Origin of the sequence: Streptococcus sp. CCH8-C6 (assembly GCF_001557225.1) — a bacterium.
In the GTDB taxonomy this organism is placed as follows: domain Bacteria; phylum Bacillota; class Bacilli; order Lactobacillales; family Streptococcaceae; genus Streptococcus; species Streptococcus sanguinis_C.
This window is the reverse complement of sequence record NZ_LSJN01000064.1, coordinates 49,114-66,603: the sequence shown is the minus strand read 5'-3', so window position 1 is coordinate 66,603 and position 17,490 is coordinate 49,114. Positions and strand designations below refer to the sequence as shown.

At 42.7% G+C, this 17,490-nt stretch carries 17 protein-coding genes; 2 read left to right on the top strand and 15 right to left on the bottom strand.

Going from position 1 to position 17,490, the window contains the following annotated elements; genetic code table 11:
- Positions 1-122: 122 nt before the first annotated feature.
- Positions 123-2,018 (bottom strand): DUF2207 domain-containing protein, encoded by a 1,896-nt coding sequence (locus AX677_RS06780; RefSeq protein ID WP_060976598.1) that lies wholly within the window; start codon positions 2,016-2,018, stop codon positions 123-125.
- A 131-nt stretch (positions 2,019-2,149) separates the two neighbouring features.
- On the opposite strand from AX677_RS06780, the gene AX677_RS06775 reads away from it, so the two are divergent.
- Entirely contained in the window at positions 2,150-3,715 is a 1,566-nt protein-coding gene (locus tag AX677_RS06775; protein WP_060976597.1) for an ABC transporter substrate-binding protein/permease, read from the top strand.
- Complete coding sequence (locus AX677_RS06770) at positions 3,712-4,452, top strand: amino acid ABC transporter ATP-binding protein (RefSeq protein WP_060976596.1); 741 nt, start codon at positions 3,712-3,714, stop codon at positions 4,450-4,452. The genes AX677_RS06775 and AX677_RS06770 overlap by 4 nt, the downstream gene beginning before the upstream one ends.
- Positions 4,453-4,547: 95 nt before the next feature.
- Here AX677_RS06770 and AX677_RS06765 read toward each other — a convergent pair whose 3' ends face one another.
- The 14 genes from AX677_RS06765 to rpmB form a co-directional block, all read right to left on the bottom strand.
- Positions 4,548-4,763, bottom strand: coding sequence for a hypothetical protein (locus AX677_RS06765; RefSeq protein WP_004193318.1), 216 nt, complete (start codon positions 4,761-4,763; stop codon positions 4,548-4,550).
- A 107-nt stretch (positions 4,764-4,870) separates the two neighbouring features.
- Entirely contained in the window at positions 4,871-5,764 is an 894-nt protein-coding gene (locus AX677_RS06760; RefSeq protein WP_004193320.1) for an SPFH domain-containing protein, read from the bottom strand.
- Positions 5,765-5,860: 96 nt separating this feature from the next.
- Positions 5,861-7,111, bottom strand: coding sequence for a threonine ammonia-lyase IlvA (ilvA, locus tag AX677_RS06755; RefSeq protein WP_060976595.1), 1,251 nt, complete (start codon positions 7,109-7,111; stop codon positions 5,861-5,863).
- Between the two features lie 99 nt (positions 7,112-7,210).
- Positions 7,211-8,233 (bottom strand): ketol-acid reductoisomerase, encoded by a 1,023-nt coding sequence (gene ilvC / locus AX677_RS06750; protein WP_060976594.1) that lies wholly within the window; start codon positions 8,231-8,233, stop codon positions 7,211-7,213.
- A gap of 64 nt (positions 8,234-8,297) precedes the next feature.
- A complete protein-coding gene (gene ilvN, locus AX677_RS06745) occupies positions 8,298-8,774 on the bottom strand; it encodes an acetolactate synthase small subunit (protein ID WP_002898887.1) in 477 nt (158 codons plus the stop codon).
- The gene (locus AX677_RS06740) at positions 8,767-10,467 is read right to left on the bottom strand and encodes an acetolactate synthase large subunit (protein WP_060976593.1); all 1,701 of its coding nucleotides are present in this window, start codon (positions 10,465-10,467) and stop codon (positions 8,767-8,769) included. The genes ilvN and AX677_RS06740 overlap by 8 nt, the downstream gene beginning before the upstream one ends.
- A 260-nt stretch (positions 10,468-10,727) precedes the next feature.
- Complete coding sequence (locus AX677_RS06735) at positions 10,728-11,327, bottom strand: response regulator transcription factor (protein ID WP_060976592.1); 600 nt, start codon at positions 11,325-11,327, stop codon at positions 10,728-10,730.
- A complete protein-coding gene (locus tag AX677_RS06730) occupies positions 11,324-12,424 on the bottom strand; it encodes a sensor histidine kinase (protein ID WP_004185451.1) in 1,101 nt (366 codons plus the stop codon). The genes AX677_RS06735 and AX677_RS06730 overlap by 4 nt, the downstream gene beginning before the upstream one ends.
- A gap of 4 nt (positions 12,425-12,428) precedes the next feature.
- Positions 12,429-13,163 (bottom strand): ABC transporter permease, encoded by a 735-nt coding sequence (locus tag AX677_RS06725; RefSeq protein ID WP_004193330.1) that lies wholly within the window; start codon positions 13,161-13,163, stop codon positions 12,429-12,431.
- 10 nt (positions 13,164-13,173) lie between these two features.
- On the bottom strand, positions 13,174-14,049 hold the full coding sequence (locus tag AX677_RS06720; protein WP_060976591.1) for an ABC transporter ATP-binding protein: 876 nt from the start codon (positions 14,047-14,049) through the stop codon (positions 13,174-13,176).
- A 230-nt stretch (positions 14,050-14,279) separates the two neighbouring features.
- Complete coding sequence (locus tag AX677_RS06715; protein WP_032907696.1) at positions 14,280-14,840, bottom strand: SP0191 family lipoprotein; 561 nt, start codon at positions 14,838-14,840, stop codon at positions 14,280-14,282.
- A gap of 161 nt (positions 14,841-15,001) precedes the next feature.
- A complete protein-coding gene (locus AX677_RS06710; RefSeq protein ID WP_060976590.1) occupies positions 15,002-16,666 on the bottom strand; it encodes a DAK2 domain-containing protein in 1,665 nt (554 codons plus the stop codon).
- A gap of 2 nt (positions 16,667-16,668) precedes the next feature.
- A complete protein-coding gene (locus tag AX677_RS06705; protein ID WP_002893676.1) occupies positions 16,669-17,034 on the bottom strand; it encodes an Asp23/Gls24 family envelope stress response protein in 366 nt (121 codons plus the stop codon).
- Positions 17,035-17,175: 141 nt separating this feature from the next.
- Positions 17,176-17,364, bottom strand: coding sequence for a 50S ribosomal protein L28 (gene rpmB / locus AX677_RS06700; RefSeq protein ID WP_001140948.1), 189 nt, complete (start codon positions 17,362-17,364; stop codon positions 17,176-17,178).
- Positions 17,365-17,490: the final 126 nt, after the last annotated feature.

Below are 17,490 nucleotides of genomic sequence, written 5' to 3'. Positions count from 1 at the left end.
AGGGTTTACTCAAGGAAAGTCACATTTAAATTCCCAAAGAGTATTAGGTCTTATTATATCACAATTTCAATGCTAGGAAAAGCCAGTAATAAGACTTTTCTGGATAGGCGAGGGCTTGTCTATTAGAAAGCTCCACCGCCTCCGCCACCTCCGCCACCGGAGAACCCACCACCTGAACTTCCGCCAGATGAGACGGAGAAATTGCTGGCTGTGGTGGCTACATGGCCGTAGTTTGAGAAACTGTGCATACTGCTATAGAAGGCATAGTGCAAGTTAGCCTGAACATAGCTGTCCATAGATGGATTTTGCAAGCGAATCTGACGCAGAGCCATGACACGGCTGACACGATCTGCATAGCCAAAGAGGGTCGCATAGACCAAGAGACGGTTCCAAAGGATAATACCTTCAATTTCTGTATTGTCCAGATGAGCAATATCTCGCAGCATATTGGAAAAACTTCGCCACAGATAGTAATCATGCGCGCCTTCATCATTCAGGACGCCATCTCGCCAATAAAGCTGCGCCTTACTAGCAAAAATGCAAATCAAAACAAGCCCCATCAGTGCTAAGGGAATATATATCCAGATAAAGCCTCCAAAAGCGCCCAAGTAGACAAATAAAAATCCAAGAGAAAACAGCAAAACAGCACTAGCTAGAATAATGGCAGTAATTAGTAATCTCTTTTCCTGAACTTTAAGAGGCCGGTAGTGACTAAAGAGACCCAAACGCTTGCCTTCAGAGCGCACTTCTTTAGATAAGGAGCGCAAACTGTTAGTAAATAAGGACTTGATATTACTACCAATGTTACGAATATAGGACTCATCCGCAGAAGACTTGTGCTTATAAATATCTTCTGAAATTTGATAGGCTGAAAAGAGATCTTTCACACTGGCTTGGGATTGTTTGTTGAAAGCCATGCCCAGAAAACGTCTTTCAAAGTCCGCCAGTCCATCATAGGTCGCTATTTGCAGAACAGGATTTTCAGCATCTCCCTGCAGGAGGAGATTGCCCCTATCCAGCAAGTCTAACAAAGTCGCCTGAACCATGTTTTCAAAGTTCAGCACTGCCTTGCCGCCCCTAGTCGGATCGACATCCTCCATGTCCACCGCGTAAATATTTTCCGCCAAGACAAGAGGAGACAAGTCCTGAGGAGCCTCATATAGACGGGCATTCTTGGGATAAGACTGCTTAGGCTTGATCTTCTGGGCAAAGACAAAATAAAGAATAGCCGCTGCAAGGATGGCACATAGGAGCAGCAAGGGCATATAAATTTCTCCTAGTTGCCGGTAAAAGACCGTCTTGCGGGCAATTTTTTCTTCTTGAGCTTTAAAGGTTGGCAAGTAGTCGCTCTCGTCTTCATTCTGGGACACAAGAGAGACCGCTTGTCGATCCCAATAGCCGTGGAGCTCGACATTATCACCCGAGCCAATTCCATTGAGTTTGACCAGATAGTCGGTGCCATCCTTATCCACGAAAGGCTGGGTTCCAAAGTAGCCACTATGAGCAAAAAGCTCGCTCTTATCTGGATTGCTCAAGCCAGAAACTGTCAAAACGACTTCTTCTATCCCCTGATCCCAGTCGCTGATAGGAGTCCAGTTGAGCTCAGCAATATCCTTGTGAAGAAAAAGGAGATTTCTCAGCTGCCAAGTCACAGTAACAACAACTCTGTCACCGTTGTTTCCTGAATTATAGATTTTGACCTCATAGCCATCTCCCAAGTCTTTGACTTGGGGGTTAATGTCCATATCTGGCTCACCATTCGTCAGAACCGAGACCGTCGGATTCCCATCAATGGCAAAGCCATTGGGCATCTTTCCAGCAGAGCCCAGCGACACAATTTGACCGTTATAGTCGTCATTAAACTTGTAGGTTACTTTCTCTGTGTAGGTAGCTGTATTGTCCTCACGCAAGGCCAGATCGCCTTGATAGGATTCAATATCATAGTCAACAGCCGAGACAACCTGACCAAAACAAAGACAGGAAAATAAGACTAATAGGAGACAAAAATATCGTTTCATACTCAACCTCTCTTTACAGATATTTTGTTCTATTATATCATTTTTATCAAGTAAGGGCTTACTAGGATTGAAAAGAACGGTAATTTTCGATAGAATAGGAAGAACTATTATTAGATAAGCAGGAGAAACCCATGAAGAAATTATTACTCACTTTATTTACAGCCCTCCTGGTCACCTTAGGAACGATCCATGTTATTCAGGCCGATGACTACCTGAGAATCGGTATGGAAGCAGCCTACGCGCCCTTCAACTGGACTCAGGATGACGATTCCAACGGTGCTGTAAAAATCGAAGGCACCAACCAATATGCCAACGGATACGATGTGCAGATTGCCAAAAAAATTGCTCAAGAGATGGGCAAGGAACCTCTGGTTGTCAAGACTTCCTGGAACGGCTTAATTCCTGCTCTGACCTCCGGAAAGATTGACATGATTATTGCGGGTATGAGTCCAACTGCCGAGCGAAAAAAGGAAATCGCCTTTTCCAACAGTTACTACACCAGCGAACCAGTTCTCCTAGTTCGTAAAGATGGAAAATATGCATCCGCTAAGACTCTAGAAGACTTCAAAGACGCTAAAGTCACTTCCCAGCAAGGAGTTTATCTCTACAATCTCATTGACCAGCTGCCTGACGCCAAAAAAGAAACAGCTATGGGCGATTTTGCTCAGATGCGTCAAGCCTTGGAATCCGGGGTTATTGATGGCTATATCTCTGAGCGGCCAGAAGCCTTGACCGCCGAGACTGCCAACTCCAACTTCAAAATGATTCAATTTGAGAAAGGCTTTGAAGTTGGCGAAGAGGATGCTTCCATTGCTATTGGGATGCGCAAGGATGACGACCGTATCGAGCAAGCTAATACAGCTATCGCTAAGATTTCTACTAATGACCAAGTTAAGCTGATGGATGAGATGATTCAGAAACAGCCTGTTGATACGGATAGTGAAGCAGCTAAGGAATCATTCTTCAGTCAAGTAGCTAAGATTCTGGCTGAAAACTGGCCTCAATTCCTACGCGGAGCTGGTTTGACTCTACTCATTTCGATTACAGGAACCATTGCAGGCCTCATCATCGGACTGCTGATTGGCGTTTATCGGACGGCACCAGCTTCTAAGAATAAACTCCTAGCATCACTGCAAAAAATCTTTGGCTGGTTCTTAAATGTCTATATTGAGATTTTCCGCGGAACTCCCATGATTGTTCAGTCCATGGTTATCTACTACGGAACAGCTCAGGCTTTTGGAATTTCTATCGACCGGACTATCGCTGCTATTTTCATCGTCTCTATCAACACCGGAGCTTATATGAGCGAGATTGTCCGCGGTGGTATCTTTGCCGTTGATAAAGGGCAATTCGAGGCTGCAACAGCACTGGGTATGACTCATGGTCAGACCATGCGCAAGATTGTTCTGCCTCAGGTCGTCCGTAATATTCTGCCTGCAACTGGTAATGAATTTGTCATCAATATCAAGGATACATCCGTGTTGAACGTTATCTCAGTTGTTGAGCTTTATTTCTCTGGAAATACTATTGCTACCCAGACCTACCAATATTTCCAAACCTTTACCATTATCGCTGTAATCTACTTTGTCCTGACATTCAGCGTGACACGCATCCTGCGCTATGTTGAAAAACGCTTCGACACAGACAACTACACGACAGGTGCCAATCAAATGCAGACAGGAGAAGTAAAATCATGACAGAAACCATTTTAGAAATTAAAAACCTCAAAAAGTCCTACGGTGAAAACGAAGTCCTCAAGGACATCTCCCTCACCGTTCATAAAGGAGAAGTGATTTCCATCATCGGTAGCTCCGGCAGCGGAAAGTCAACCTTCCTGCGCTCCATTAACCTTCTGGAAACACCAACTGGCGGACAGATTTTCTATCGCGGCAAGAATGTCCTGGACGAGAATTACGACTTGACCCATTACCGTGAAAAGCTGGGCATGGTCTTTCAGTCTTTCAATCTCTTCGAGAATCTTAATGTCCTAGAAAATACCATCGTCGCTCAGACAACTGTCCTGAAAAAAGAACGGTCAGAAGCCGAGAAAATTGCCAAAGAAAACCTCAACAAGGTTGGCATGGGCGAGCAATACTGGCAGGCCAAGCCTAAGCAACTCTCAGGCGGTCAGAAACAGCGGGTCGCTATTGCCCGCGCCCTCTCCATGAATCCTGATGCCATCCTCTTTGACGAGCCGACTTCAGCCCTCGACCCTGAAATGGTTGGTGAAGTTCTGAAAATCATGAAAGAACTGGCTCAGGAAGGACTGACTATGATAGTCGTAACCCACGAAATGGAATTTGCCCGTGATGTCTCCAGCCGTGTTATCTTTATGGACAAGGGCGTCATCGCTGAAACTGGCAGCCCGCAGGATATCTTCACCAATCCCAAAGAAGAAAGAACCAAAGAATTCCTGCAGCGCTTCCTCAGCTAAATTACTTCTATTTTCAAAAGCAAAAAGGAATCTGGATCCAAGTCCAGATTCCTTTTTTTATTTAATGAGCAATATCGGTTGCACAATTTTGAAGTTTAGTCTTCAAATTTTTCATGGTTTTTGTCGTAGAAATCAATCAAGCCAAGAGCTGTTTCAAAAGAGATATTTTTCACTTTTGCACGTCCTTGAGCAAGAGCAATGATAGACATTTCACGTGCATTTGTTTCTTTACTAATACGGTAACCGGTGATCTTCTTATCACGTACCCAACTAACAACAGTTTCTACTTTCTCGAAATTAGATTTAGCCATTTCTTACTCCTCTCTATCTAGTTATAGTATTAACTATAATTGTTTTTTAACAGTTTGTCAACTTAAACAGACTACTTTCAAAAAAAATAAATAATTCAGAATTTTCTTTACTTAGCTTTGAGAGCTGAAAGTATCTGAGTTCGAATACTTTCAACACCTTCTGGATTTGCTGGAAGGAAGATGGTATTACTACCCGAACTATCTGCAAAATTATTCAGCGTATCCAGGTACTGGTTGGTCAAAAGAATAGACATAATCTGCTCTTCTGTCAACTCAATATTGGCACCCTTCAATTCCTTGATCGAGTCTGCCAAACCATCCACAATGGCCTTCCGTTGCTCGGCAATACCAACACCATGCAGGCGGTCTTTCTCAGCTTCCGCAGAAGCAGCGGTCACAATCTTAATCTTATCCGCTTCGGCCAATTCCTGAGCAGCCACGCGCTTACGCTGCGCCGCATTGATTTCGTTCATAGACTGTTTAACTTCTGCATCTGGTTCAACCTTAGTGATTAATGTTTTAACAATAATATAGCCATAAGTCGACATTTCTTCTGCCACCTGCTTTTGGACTTCTAGGGCAATTTCGTCCTTCTTTTCAAAGAGCTCGTCCAAGGTCAGTTTTGGAACTGAGGAACGAAGGGCATCTTCAATATAGGACTTAATCTGAGCTTCTGGCCGCATAAGCTTGTAATAAGCGTCAATCACGTTGTTTTCATTTACACGATATTGAGTCGCAACGTTCATAGTTACGAAAACATTATCCTGTGTCTTAGTCTCAACGATAATTTCGCTCTGCAACAAACGTAGCTGAACACGAGCCGCTATCTTGTCAATTCCTAATGGAAGACGAAAATTGATGCCGCTGCTGCTAGTTTTATGATAACGTCCAAACCGTTCAATGATTGCTACAGATTGTTGACGAACCACATAAACCGCACTAAGTATTAAGAATATAAATATTATAAGCAATATGATAAAGAAGAGTGGAATAAAAAGCATGTTCAAGTCCTCCTTGATTCACTACAATATATTCTACCATATCTAATTTGTAGTTTCAAACAAAAACATAAAAATTAGGCTAAAATATTTTTATAATTAGACCAGCATATTATAGAGTGTTTCATTTCCGTTCAAATTGATAAAGGATGGATCGAACTGCTCAATACGGTTAATCAAAGAAGCATAATCATGCTTATCTGCCAGAGAAATACCAATCAAAACCGGCCCCGTTCCCTTGCTTGCCCGCTTGATATATTCAAAACGAGTAATATCGTCATTAGGCCCTAAAATATCATTTACGAATTCACGCAGGGCACCTGGACGCTGTGGGAAGTTAACCACGAAATAATGCTTGATACCATCATAAATAAGTGCCCGTTCTTCCATCTCTGGCATACGGTTGATGTCATTGTTTCCACCTGAGATAATGCAGCAGATAGTCTTCCCCTTGATATACTCGCTCAGCACTTCCAAAGCAGCAACACTTGCCGCACCAGCTGGCTCTGCGACAATCCCTTGCTTGGAGTATAGGTCAATAATGGTCTCTGAAATAAGCCCTTCATCTACACCGATAAGATTTTGAACATTCTTTTGTGTAACCTCATAGGTTGACGCACCGACTTTCTGGACTGCTATGCCGTCCGCAAATTTGTCGATTTCTTTGAGCTTGACTGGACCACCTGCTTCAAAGGCTGCTTTCATACTGCGGGCACCGTTGGCTTCCACACCAATGACTTCAATAGTTGGCTGACTTTCTTTGATATAGGTTGAGACTCCTGATATCAGGCCGCCGCCGCCAACTGGTACCAAAACTGCATCAAAAGTAATAGCTTCTCTCTTGGCCTCGTCTAAGATTTCATAGGCTACAGTCCCTTGACCCGCTTGGACATCTTCATTGTCAAAAGGATCGATAAAGGTGCGGTTTTCAGCCTTAGTATAGTCAAGCGCTGCCTTAGCCGAAGCATCAAAGGTATCTCCAACCAGCTTGATATCCACAAATTCACCGCCAAAGAAGCGGACTTGGCCAATCTTCTGCTGAGGAGTCGTGATGGGCATAAAAATAGTTGCTGGAATTTTCATTTCCTTACAAGTATAGGCCACTCCTTGGGCGTGATTTCCCGCAGAAGCACAGACAACCCCACGATGACGTTCCTCTTCATTAAGTTGAGAAATGGCATAATAAGCCCCGCGGAGTTTAAAAGAGCGTACCCGCTGCATATTTTCTTTCTTTAGGTAAATCTTAGCCTGGTACTTCTCTGACAAATAGTGGTCATAGTCAAGAGGTGTATTGACAACCACATCTTTTAACACTTTATGAGCATGCGTGATATCTTTTGCTCTGAGCATGTTTCTTCCTTCCCTGTTTTTTCAGTTTATTCTCTATCAAGCAAAACAAGGGGCTGGGAATTCGCATTCCTACCCCTAATGTCTTATCTGCTCTTTATCTTAATTGTAAATCTTGAAAGCATCGTCGTCGTTTTTACCAACGAATGGCATTGCTTTACGCAATTCTGCACCGACTTTTTCAATCTCTAGATTAGCAGCTTGCTCACGGTAAGCAGTGAGTTTTGGACGACCAGCCTTGTAGTCATTTACAAAGTCATTTGCAAATTTACCGTTTTGGATATCAGCCAAGACCGCCTTCATGTTTTCTTTGACTTGCTCAGTAATCACGCGCGGACCAGATACATAGTCGCCATATTCAGCTGTGTTTGAGATAGATTGGCGCATCTTCTTGAAGCCACCTTCATAGATTAAGTCCACAATCAGTTTCATTTCGTGCAGCACTTCAAAGTAAGCCAATTCAGGAGCGTAACCTGCTTCTGTCAAGACTTCAAAACCTGCTTCGATAAGGGCAGTCAAACCACCACAAAGCACAGCTTGTTCACCAAAGAGATCTTCTTCTGTTTCTTCTTTATAAGTTGTTTCAAGCAAACCAACACGAGCTGAACCAACACCTTTACACCAGTCCATTGCGATGTCTTTGGCATTTCCAGTAGCGTCTTGGTAAACTGCATAGAGAGCTGGTACGCCAAAACCTTCTTCGAAAGTACGGCGAACCAAGTGACCAGGACCTTTCGGCGCACACATGAAGACATCTACATCAGCAGGAACTTTGATAAATTCAAAATGGATGTTGAAACCATGAGCAAACCCAACAGCATTGCCAGCTTCCAGATTTGGAGCGATTTCTGCTTCATAGAGATCTTGTTGGATTTCATCTGGAGCCAAAATCATGATAACATCAGCCAATTTAGTTGCTTCTGCTACTGTATAAGTATCAAAGCCATCTTCTTTAGCCTTGTCAAATGACTTACCAGGACGAACACCGATAATCACATCGTGGCCTGTATCACGCAAGTTTTGCGCATGAGCATGACCTTGTGAACCATAGCCGATTACGGCAATTTTCTTACCATCAAGTGCTGCTACTTTTACATCTTTTTCGTATTCCATTGTTACTGCCATAAGTTTTACTCTCTTTTCTATTTTTATTGCCTGTTAGGCGGTTTTAACAAATTAAAGGTTTGATTTAATCTCGGGTAAAGCCTGTCGCTCCAGTCCGAGCAATATTTTTAATACCATATGGGCGAATGACTCGAAGCAGAGCCTCGCTCTTCTCTGCATCACCGGTCATCTGAACGGTAATGGAGCTAGGTGCTACATCTACAACTGTTGCCCGGAATGGCTGGATAATAGACAGAATCTCTGCCCGCTTATCAGCTGGAGCCGAGACCTTAACCAGAATCACTTCGCGCTCCAAGTGAGGACGGTCCGTGATATCTCGAACTCGAATCACATCAATCTGACGGTTCAGCTGCTTGATAATCTGCTCAACCTCTGCCAATGAAGCCACATCAATGATGATGGTGATACGGGATACTTCCGGATTTTCCGTCGTTCCGACTGAGATACTCTCAATATTGACCTGACGTCTGGAAAGAACACCCGTGAAGCGGTTTAGAACACCCGAACGGTTTTGGAGTTTAGCTGTCAACATTCTACGCATGGAACTTCACCCCCAACATCTCATGATTGCTCTTGCCGGCCGGCACCATTGGAAGAACATGCTCCTTGCGAGAGATATCTACCTCGATAAACATTGGTATATCTTCCTTTAAGACTTCCAAATCCTGAACAATGGTCTCCGGATTGTCAAATTTATAAGCTTTAACACCATAGGCCTGAGCCATGAGCTGAAAATCTGGCAAAGTATCAAAGACAGACTCAGAGGTACGACCATCATAGAAAGCTTCCTGCCACTGGCGCACCATGCCTAGCGAATGATTATTAAGCATGATGACCTTAATTGGAATCTTATAGATATTGAGAATAGCCATCTCTTGGTTTGTCATTTGATAGCCACCATCTCCGACAAAGAGCACCACTTCCTTATCCGGATTGGCAATCTTAGCTCCAATCGCTGCAGGTACACCGAAGCCCATGGTTCCTAGACCGCCAGATGTTACCAGTTGACGCTCGTTTTTATACGGATAATATTGGGCGGCCCACATTTGGTGCTGACCGACGTCTGTTACAACGATGGCATCACCCTTGGTCAACTCACCTACGCGCTCAATGACAGCCTGAGGCTGTACAACACGTTCTTTCTTATCATATGAGCGGACCCGCTCCTTATCCTGCGTTACTTTTTCAATCCACTTGCTGGTATTGTTATGCACCTGCTCTTCATTCAACAGCATCTGCAGGGCTTTCTTAGCATCCCCTACGATAGGAATGTCTACACTGATAATTTTTCCAATTTCCGCTGGGTCAATATCAATATGTGCTACTTTAGCATTCTTGGCAAAAGTTTTCGGATTACCAGTCAGACGGTCATCAAAGCGGCAGCCGATACTAATCATAAAGTCGGCCTCAGTCATGGCAATATTGGCCGCAAAAGAACCGTGCATTCCACCCATACCTAAGAATAAAGGATGGTCTGTCGCAATGGTTCCCTGGCCCAATAAGGTAGTGACTACTGGAATCTGATACCGCTCCGACAAAGCAACCAGCTCTGCTGCTGCCTCGGCATAACTAATACCGCCTCCTGAAAGCAGAACCGGCTTTTTAGCCTTAGAAATCTGCTTGATAATCTTCTTAATCTGCAATTCATTCGGCTCAATAGTCGGCTGATAGCTCGGCAGATGCAACTTGCTGTCATAGATAAAGTCCGTTTCCAGAGCGGAGACATCCTTAGGCAAATCAATAACGACTGGCCCAGGACGACCTGTCGTCGCGATGTGAATAGCTTCTGTAATGATACGCGGAATTTCCGCCGTCTCCCGAACCTGGTAATTGTACTTTGTAATAGGGGTCGTAATACCGACAATATCCGCTTCCTGAAAAGCATCTTTACCGATTCCAGCCTTGGCTACCTGACCAGTAAAGACTAAAAGGGGAACGCTATCACTCATGGCATCAGCAATTCCAGTAATAGCATTGGTCGCTCCTGGACCGCTGGTCACAACCGCAACTCCGATTTTCCCAGTAGACTTAGCATAGCCTTCTGCTTCGTGAACACAGCCTTGCTCATGGCGGCCTAGAATATGACGGATGCCTTCAAAACTATAAATAGCATCATAAAGCGGCAGTACAGCGCCGCCGGGATAGCCAAAAATCGTATCAACACCAAGATTTTTCAAGGTTTCTAACACAAGCTCTGAGCCTGTCTTAGAAGTTTCTAATTTGATTTTCTCCATTCTTCCCCTTTCATTTATTTACAATTTTCTAAAAATTCAAAAAGCTTTCTACTATGATAACATTTTTGAAAAAAATTGCAAGCCGCTAGTTAATTTTTTTCTTGATTTTTTATCTAAATCCGAATGTTTTTCAAACAAAAGATAAAAAGCCAGAACTATATCTATAGTACTGACTTTTCATTAGAATTATTAGCTCTCAAATGTTCCGTTTATGGGAAAGCTCCCGCTCCTCATCTTTTCTACGAAGCTGAATCTTCCAGCTATAACCAGCCTTTCTCTTGACCGATTCGGACTGCTTCTGTTCGATTTTCAGCATCTAGCTTGGTCAAAATAGCAGACATATAGTTACGAACCGTTCCATTTGACAAGTAGAGTTTTTCAGCAATTTCTTTATTGGACAGGCCAGTCGCCGCAGCTTGCAGGACTAGCCTCTCCTGCTGAGAGAGAGGATTCCTACTGGTCATTAGCACCTCCATCAATTCCGGCGAATATTCCTTTTGCCCATCTAGAACGGTATGGATGGTCTTCATCAAATCCGCAATGCTGCGCTCTTTGAGCACATAAGCATCTACATCCGCCTTAACAGCTCGCTCAAAGTAGCCCGGTCGCTTGAAGGTTGTGACGATGATGACCTTGATGTTGGGTCGATTGGCCTTGACCCATTCGAGAACGTCTAGGCCGGTTTGGTGGGGCATTTCCACGTCCAAAATAGCTACATCAACAGTTTCTGAGTTAAGACAGTCAATAGCCTTCTGCCCATCTGCGGCCTGATAGACTTCTTCGACATCTGGCTGCAGCTGTAAGAGCTGAGCTAAGGCATCTCTCAGCATACTTTGATCTTCTGCTAACAAAAGTTTCATGCTTCCTTCCCTCCGTATGGCAATTCAATTCGAATCCATGTTGGATCTTGGCTGCTAAGAATCTCAAGCTTTCCTGATAAGGCAGACAGCCGCTCTCGAATACTATGCAACTCCCGTCCGGTCAGCTTCTGAAAACCACAACCATCATCCTGAATGTCTAAAATAAGCTTTTCGTTTTTCTTTACCAAAGAAAAATTGCTCTTTTTAGCCTTGGCATGCTTAATAATATTGGTAGCAGCCTCCAGCAAAATCATACTGATTGTTGACTGCTGACTCGGTGGGATACTAGCAACATTGAGCTGGTTATCTATCTCGACCTGAACACCGCTCATCTCCAGCATGGCACGAATGGTCACTAGTTCCTCGTCCAGCGTCCGATTCTTTAGATCATTAATAATCCGCCGAACATCAGCCATGGACTTCTTACTAATCTCTTGCACTTCCTGCAGTTCTTTTGCTGCCTTGTCATAGGCTTCCATCTGTAAAAACTGTTGAGCCAGCTCCGCCTTAACACTGAGCATAGCAAAGGTATGTCCTAGACTATCATGTAAGTCGCGACCAATCCGATTGCGCTCATTTTCTGCCAGGAAAAGATTCAGCTGGGCATTTTGCTTGATCTTTTCTTCCTTGATTCGCTCTGTCGTCTGAATCCGATAGAGACCAAAGGTCATACCATCCGAAAAGAGAAAGATTACAATATAGAAAAGCAACTCTGTTGGACCAACATTGCCCATCAAATAATTAGTTAGTACAATAGCAGGCTGCAAGGCGATAAAGGTCAAAAAGCGCCAGGATTTAAAAGAAATATCATCCAGTTCGTAAATGAGTATATTAGATAGATAAAAAATGTACCAAGTAAAACCTGTATTTAACCAGACAGAACTATAATAAATGTAAGCAATCAAGAGCCACCAAGAAAAGAACTGGATGAGGCGATGGTTACTTAGCAAAACTGCATAGTAAGCCATAACAAAAATAGCTGTCCAGAGCAAGAGGAAAAGCGGGTATTCCCCGCTAATCACTCCCGCCACTGGAAAGATAATAAAGACCAGCGCAATATGAAACATATAGTGGACTTGTTTAAGTTTTTCCCACATGAATTTATTTTACCTCAATTCGCTTTTTGAGCTGCAGCACAAGAATGCTGACCAAAACCGTATAAATCAGAACAATCAAAGCGGCCTTGCCATTAAACTGATGGTGTTCTAGATAAGAAGACACGACCTGCATTAGTTGATAACTTGGCGTCAGCTTACCGATTGGCTGGAGCCATTTTGGAAACATAGTCAGAGGAAACCATAGACCGCCCAGAACAGCCAGTGCCATATAGACGATATTTCCCACAACAGACATGAGCTGAGCACTTGGTAAGAGACTGACCAATACCCCCATGGCAATAAAGACCACACTTCCTACTAGAAGTATCAAGGCAATAAGAAGCCAGTCTACCATTGGCAGATTAACCCCGCGAACAAAATGCCCAATCGAGAAGACTACGATAATAGAAAGCATAAAAGTCAACAGCGTACTGCAAAGTTTTGATATATAATATTTTACCATAGAAATCGGCGAGTGCTGAATCATTTTTTGCCAGTTATTATTTTTATCAGACTGCAAAGTGCTTGGAATGCTAAAGAAGGCACTAGACATGATACTAAAAAGGGTCATAGAGAAGAGATATCCTCGAAGCACACGCTCAGGCGTATCACTTCCAGACATCATTCCTGAGAAAATCAGGTAAAAGACGCTGGGCAGACCAATAGACAAGAGATAATAAGCAGCCTGCCGCTTCATTAAAATCAACTCAATCTTCATAAGACTTGCCATATTTTTCATGATTACTCTCCTATTCTTGTGTCGTTTCAAAAATACTATCCAAGAGGGTACGGTTACGTACTTCAATCTCTTCGATTGTACAGCCGTTTTCCTGAAGAACCTGCCAGACCTGTCCAGCATCCCTAGTAGCAAATGATAAAGCCTTTTGCTTGATTTCTAAATCAGTCACATTATCCAGTTTTTCCAGCACAGACTGATAAGTCAGCGGCAAGGTAAAGTGTTTTTCCTGCTCCTCACTGCGCATGGCATAAGGCGTCGTGTCCCGAATCAACTCGCCCTTGTGCAGCACCAAAATCCGGTCTGCCGTATGCTCAACTTCTTCGATATAGTGCGAAGAATAAACGATGGTCACTCCCTGCTGCTTGAGCTGATTAACAATTTCCCAGAAATGCTGACGAGTGGAGGTGTCCATAGCTGAAGTCGGTTCGTCCAAGAACAGAATCTTAGGACGGCCAATCAGACTCAGAACAAAAGAGAAGAGACGCTTTTGTCCACCAGACAGCTTGCTGGCCAACTGATTCTTTTGCTTGTCTGTAAATTGTAGCAAGTCATCAATTTCTTGATTGGATAAACTATTTGGATAAATAGGTTGGAAGAACGCCAAGAGTTCCTTGACCTTCAAATCCTCCACCACTGTATTTTCTTGTGGTAAAATCGCTACAGACTGCTTGAGATGATTGTCAGTTGGTTTGAGTCCCTGAATCCTTGCTTCACCTGCTGTCAGAAACTTATCGCCCAGCAAACAATCCATAAGAGTCGTTTTCCCTGCTCCATTGGGACCAATCAAGGCCACACAGTCACCTTGGGAGATTTCAAACGAAATATCCTTTAAAATTTCCTTACCATGAATGCTTTTTGAAAGATTCTTTACTTCAATCAGTTCCATTTTTCTCCTCCTTTGATTTGATAAGCCTCATATGCATCTTTCCTTTATTTTTCCAAAGCCGGAAGAATAATAAAGACCAAATGCTATTTGAATTCTTACAGCAACCTTTTATCATGTTGTTAACTATATTATAAGGCAAAGAAATTTTTCCTACTAGTTTATTTTGTCACCGACTGACATGACAAATGTCACTTTCTCACATAAAAAAAACGAGTTACCTCGTTTTTATTCTATTCTTCTTTCAGACCATTCATTTTCAGTCCTAAAATAACTCTTTCAGGTGTAAAATCTTTAAAGTCTCCTAAGCCCAACTCTTTTTTACTTGAAATTTTATCTATTTGTTCCTTTGTAAGCTTTTGAAAATCCATCTCAACATTTGTTTGAAACTTTCTCTCCGCTGTTACAGAGTAGACTAATTTAAAACCATCGATTGCTAGTAATTCAGCAATCTGAGGATCTTGTTTTATTCCTTCTTGAATACGAGTTGTCATTTCTTCAGGAGATAACTCAGCGTATGATAATGCTATATCTTGCGGTAAGTCTGTCTGCATTTCCATGTGCAAACTAAGAATCTTTTTCCCTTGATAGGTTACCGTATCACGATGATGAACCCCTTGAACATCTCCTACTAAGGTTTTACTTGTTATCTCAACTTCTCCAGAAGATTTTGATGACGAATCAATTTGCAGGCTAGACTGCTTTACAGACTCACTATCAGAACGATGTTCTGCCATAGAACATCCTGTCAATAGGAATAAAGCCGTTGAAAATATTATTAATAATTTTCTCATTATACACCTTTTTCTATAATTATATACCATAGTATAGCATAATACCATAAATTTGTCTAAATATTTTTTTAAAAAAATAAAAAAGGCTGCAGGAAAGCTTCCTTTGCCTTTTTTTATTATAAAATTTAAAAGTCAAATCCAAGAATCGTTAGACTATAGTATTATTCAACACTAAAAATATATGGATAAACCGGCTGACTGCCCTGATGAATTTCTACTTCGACATCCTCGAATTGTTCCATCAAATCTTGAGCAAGACTGCTAGCCAACTCTTCGCTACCGTCTTCACCGATATAGATAGAGACAATCTCGCTGTCTTCATTGAGCATCTTGCTGAACGTTTCTTTCAAAGCTGTCAGCATATCTGGATTAGAAACAACAATCTTACCATCCACCATACCGAGGTTGTCATTTTCATGAATTTCCAAGCCATCAATTGTCGTATCACGAACCGCAGTCGTCACGCTGCCGCTGACTACTTCTGTCAAGGCTGCAGTCATACGCTCTTGGTTTTCCTCGATAGTCTTGCCGCCATCAAAAGCTAAGAGACTGGTCAAACCTTGAGGGATTGTGCGAGTCTCAATAACAGCTGCAGGCTGTTCAATCACTTCTGCTGCTGATTGGGCTGCCATGAAGATGTTTTTATTATTTGGCAAGATAATAATATTACGAGCATTGACTTGCTCCACAGCTTTGATAAAGTCTTCCGTTGATGGGTTCATAGTTTGCCCGCCAGAGATGATGTAGTCAACTCCTTGAGCCTTAAAGATTTCAGCCAGACCATCACCAGCCACTACAGCGATAATCGCAAACTCTTTTTCTTGAGCCGGCTTAGCTGAGCGCTCTTCCTTTTCAACCTGCGCTTCGTGTTGGTTGCGCATATTGTCAACCTTGACCTTAACCAGACTACCGTACTTGAGACCTTCCTGCATAACCAGTCCTGGATCTTCAGTATGGACATGGACTTTGACGATTTCATCATCATTGACTACCAACAGGGAATCTCCCAAATCGTTGAGGTAGTTGCGGAACTCATCATAATCAAAGTCTTTTACATAGGTTGGTCCTGTCTTGAGAGCCACCATGATTTCTGTACAGTAGCCGTAAGTGATATCCTCTGTTGCCACATGGCCAGCTACAGATTTATGATGCTCAGCATTAATCATCTCAGACATGGTCGCAGGTGTCGCCACAAAGTCCTCAGAAGCGATGTATTCGCCTGTAAGAGCAGACAAGAAGCCTTCGTAGATAAAGACCAATCCTTGACCGCCAGAATCCACAACACCGACTTCTTTCAGAACCGGCAGCATATCCGGTGTCTTAGCCAAAGCAGCCTTTGCTCCTTCAAGAGCTGCTTTCATAACTTCTACAGCATCATTAGTGACTTCAGCTTTCTTCTTGGCTCCGATAGCCGCACCGCGGGAAACAGTCAAAATCGTTCCCTCAACCGGCTTCATAACTGCCTTGTAAGCCACTTCTACACCAGACTGAAAGGCCAGAGCTAGATCTTCACCAGTCAGCTCTTCATGCTCTTTCACACTTTGAGAAAAACCGCGGAAAAGCTGGGAAGTGATAACTCCTGAGTTACCACGCGCGCCCATCAAAAGGCCTTTCGCAAAGATACCCGCCGCTTCGCCAACTGTTGAAGCAGACTTATCTGACACTTCCTTGGCACCATTTTCAATGGTCATGCCCATGTTGGTCCCTGTATCGCCATCTGGAACCGGGAAGACATTCAAAGAGTTTACATATTCAGCCTGTTTATTTAAGCGAGTAGATGCCGCCTGCACCATTTCTTGAAATAAACTAGTAGTAATATTTGCCACGATTATTCTCCTACGACTTTAATATTTTGGATATAAACATTCACTGCATGGGCAGTAATTCCGAGCTTGTTTTCCAAACTGAATTTAACACGCTCTTGGATGTTTTTGGAAACTTCGCTGATTTTGACTCCATAGCTTAACACAGTGTAGACATCAACTGCGATATCACCTTCATCAGTCGCTTTCACAACCACGCCCTTAGCATAGTTTTCTTTTCCTAAAAGGGCTTGAAAATTATCCTTGATTGCATTTTTGCTGGCCATGCCAACTACACCAAAAATTTCAGTCGCTGCACCGCCGACGATTGTCGCAATCACATCATCAGTCAGCTCAATTTGACCATCTTTTGTATTAATTTTCACAGTCATAATTTGTACCTCAAAAGTATTTTATAGTTTATTCTACCATATTTTATACAGGGTGTAAAAGAGGAAGGGTCTAAATCAACTGTCTAGGCGGAAATTTACAAGCAAAAAAGGACGGAAAATTTCCATCCTTTTAAATAAAAATTAAACGCGTTCAACTTTACCTGATTTAAGGGCACGAGCTGAAGCCCAAACTTTTTTAGGTTTACCGTCAATCAAAACAGTAACTTTTTGAAGATTTGGTTTAACAGCGCGTTTTGTTTGGTTCATCGCGTGAGAGCGGTTGTTTCCTGATACAGTCTTACGACCAGTAAAGTAACATACTTTAGCCATTATCGTGTTTCCTCCTATTAGATCTAATATTACGGATGTGCTAGCACCACATACCTTCCTATATTACCAAAAAACTTGACGTTTGACAAGTACATTTGTCCAAAGTTTCGAAATTAATCCGTTTTC

Coding starts and splice junctions, on each gene's coding strand:
- AX677_RS06760 (WP_004193320.1), bottom strand. CDS start 5,764: ATGCTTTTTATTCCACTCTTCTTTATCATATTGCTTATAATATTTATA.
- AX677_RS06720 (WP_060976591.1), bottom strand. CDS start 14,049: ATGGAACTGATTGAAGTAAAGAATCTTTCAAAAAGCATTCATGGTAAG.
- AX677_RS06780 (WP_060976598.1), bottom strand. CDS start 2,018: ATGAAACGATATTTTTGTCTCCTATTAGTCTTATTTTCCTGTCTTTGT.
- AX677_RS06705 (WP_002893676.1), bottom strand. CDS start 17,034: ATGACTGTGAAAATTAATACAAAAGATGGTCAAATTGAGCTGACTGAT.
- AX677_RS06740 (WP_060976593.1), bottom strand. CDS start 10,467: ATGGAGAAAATCAAATTAGAAACTTCTAAGACAGGCTCAGAGCTTGTG.
- ilvC (WP_060976594.1), bottom strand. CDS start 8,233: ATGGCAGTAACAATGGAATACGAAAAAGATGTAAAAGTAGCAGCACTT.
- AX677_RS06775 (WP_060976597.1), top strand. CDS start 2,150: ATGAAGAAATTATTACTCACTTTATTTACAGCCCTCCTGGTCACCTTA.
- AX677_RS06765 (WP_004193318.1), bottom strand. CDS start 4,763: ATGGCTAAATCTAATTTCGAGAAAGTAGAAACTGTTGTTAGTTGGGTA.
- ilvA (WP_060976595.1), bottom strand. CDS start 7,111: ATGCTCAGAGCAAAAGATATCACGCATGCTCATAAAGTGTTAAAAGAT.
- rpmB (WP_001140948.1), bottom strand. CDS start 17,364: ATGGCTAAAGTATGTTACTTTACTGGTCGTAAGACTGTATCAGGAAAC.
- AX677_RS06735 (WP_060976592.1), bottom strand. CDS start 11,327: ATGAAACTTTTGTTAGCAGAAGATCAAAGTATGCTGAGAGATGCCTTA.
- AX677_RS06725 (WP_004193330.1), bottom strand. CDS start 13,163: ATGAAAAATATGGCAAGTCTTATGAAGATTGAGTTGATTTTAATGAAG.
- AX677_RS06715 (WP_032907696.1), bottom strand. CDS start 14,840: ATGAGAAAATTATTAATAATATTTTCAACGGCTTTATTCCTATTGACA.
- ilvN (WP_002898887.1), bottom strand. CDS start 8,774: ATGCGTAGAATGTTGACAGCTAAACTCCAAAACCGTTCGGGTGTTCTA.
- AX677_RS06770 (WP_060976596.1), top strand. CDS start 3,712: ATGACAGAAACCATTTTAGAAATTAAAAACCTCAAAAAGTCCTACGGT.
- AX677_RS06730 (WP_004185451.1), bottom strand. CDS start 12,424: ATGTGGGAAAAACTTAAACAAGTCCACTATATGTTTCATATTGCGCTG.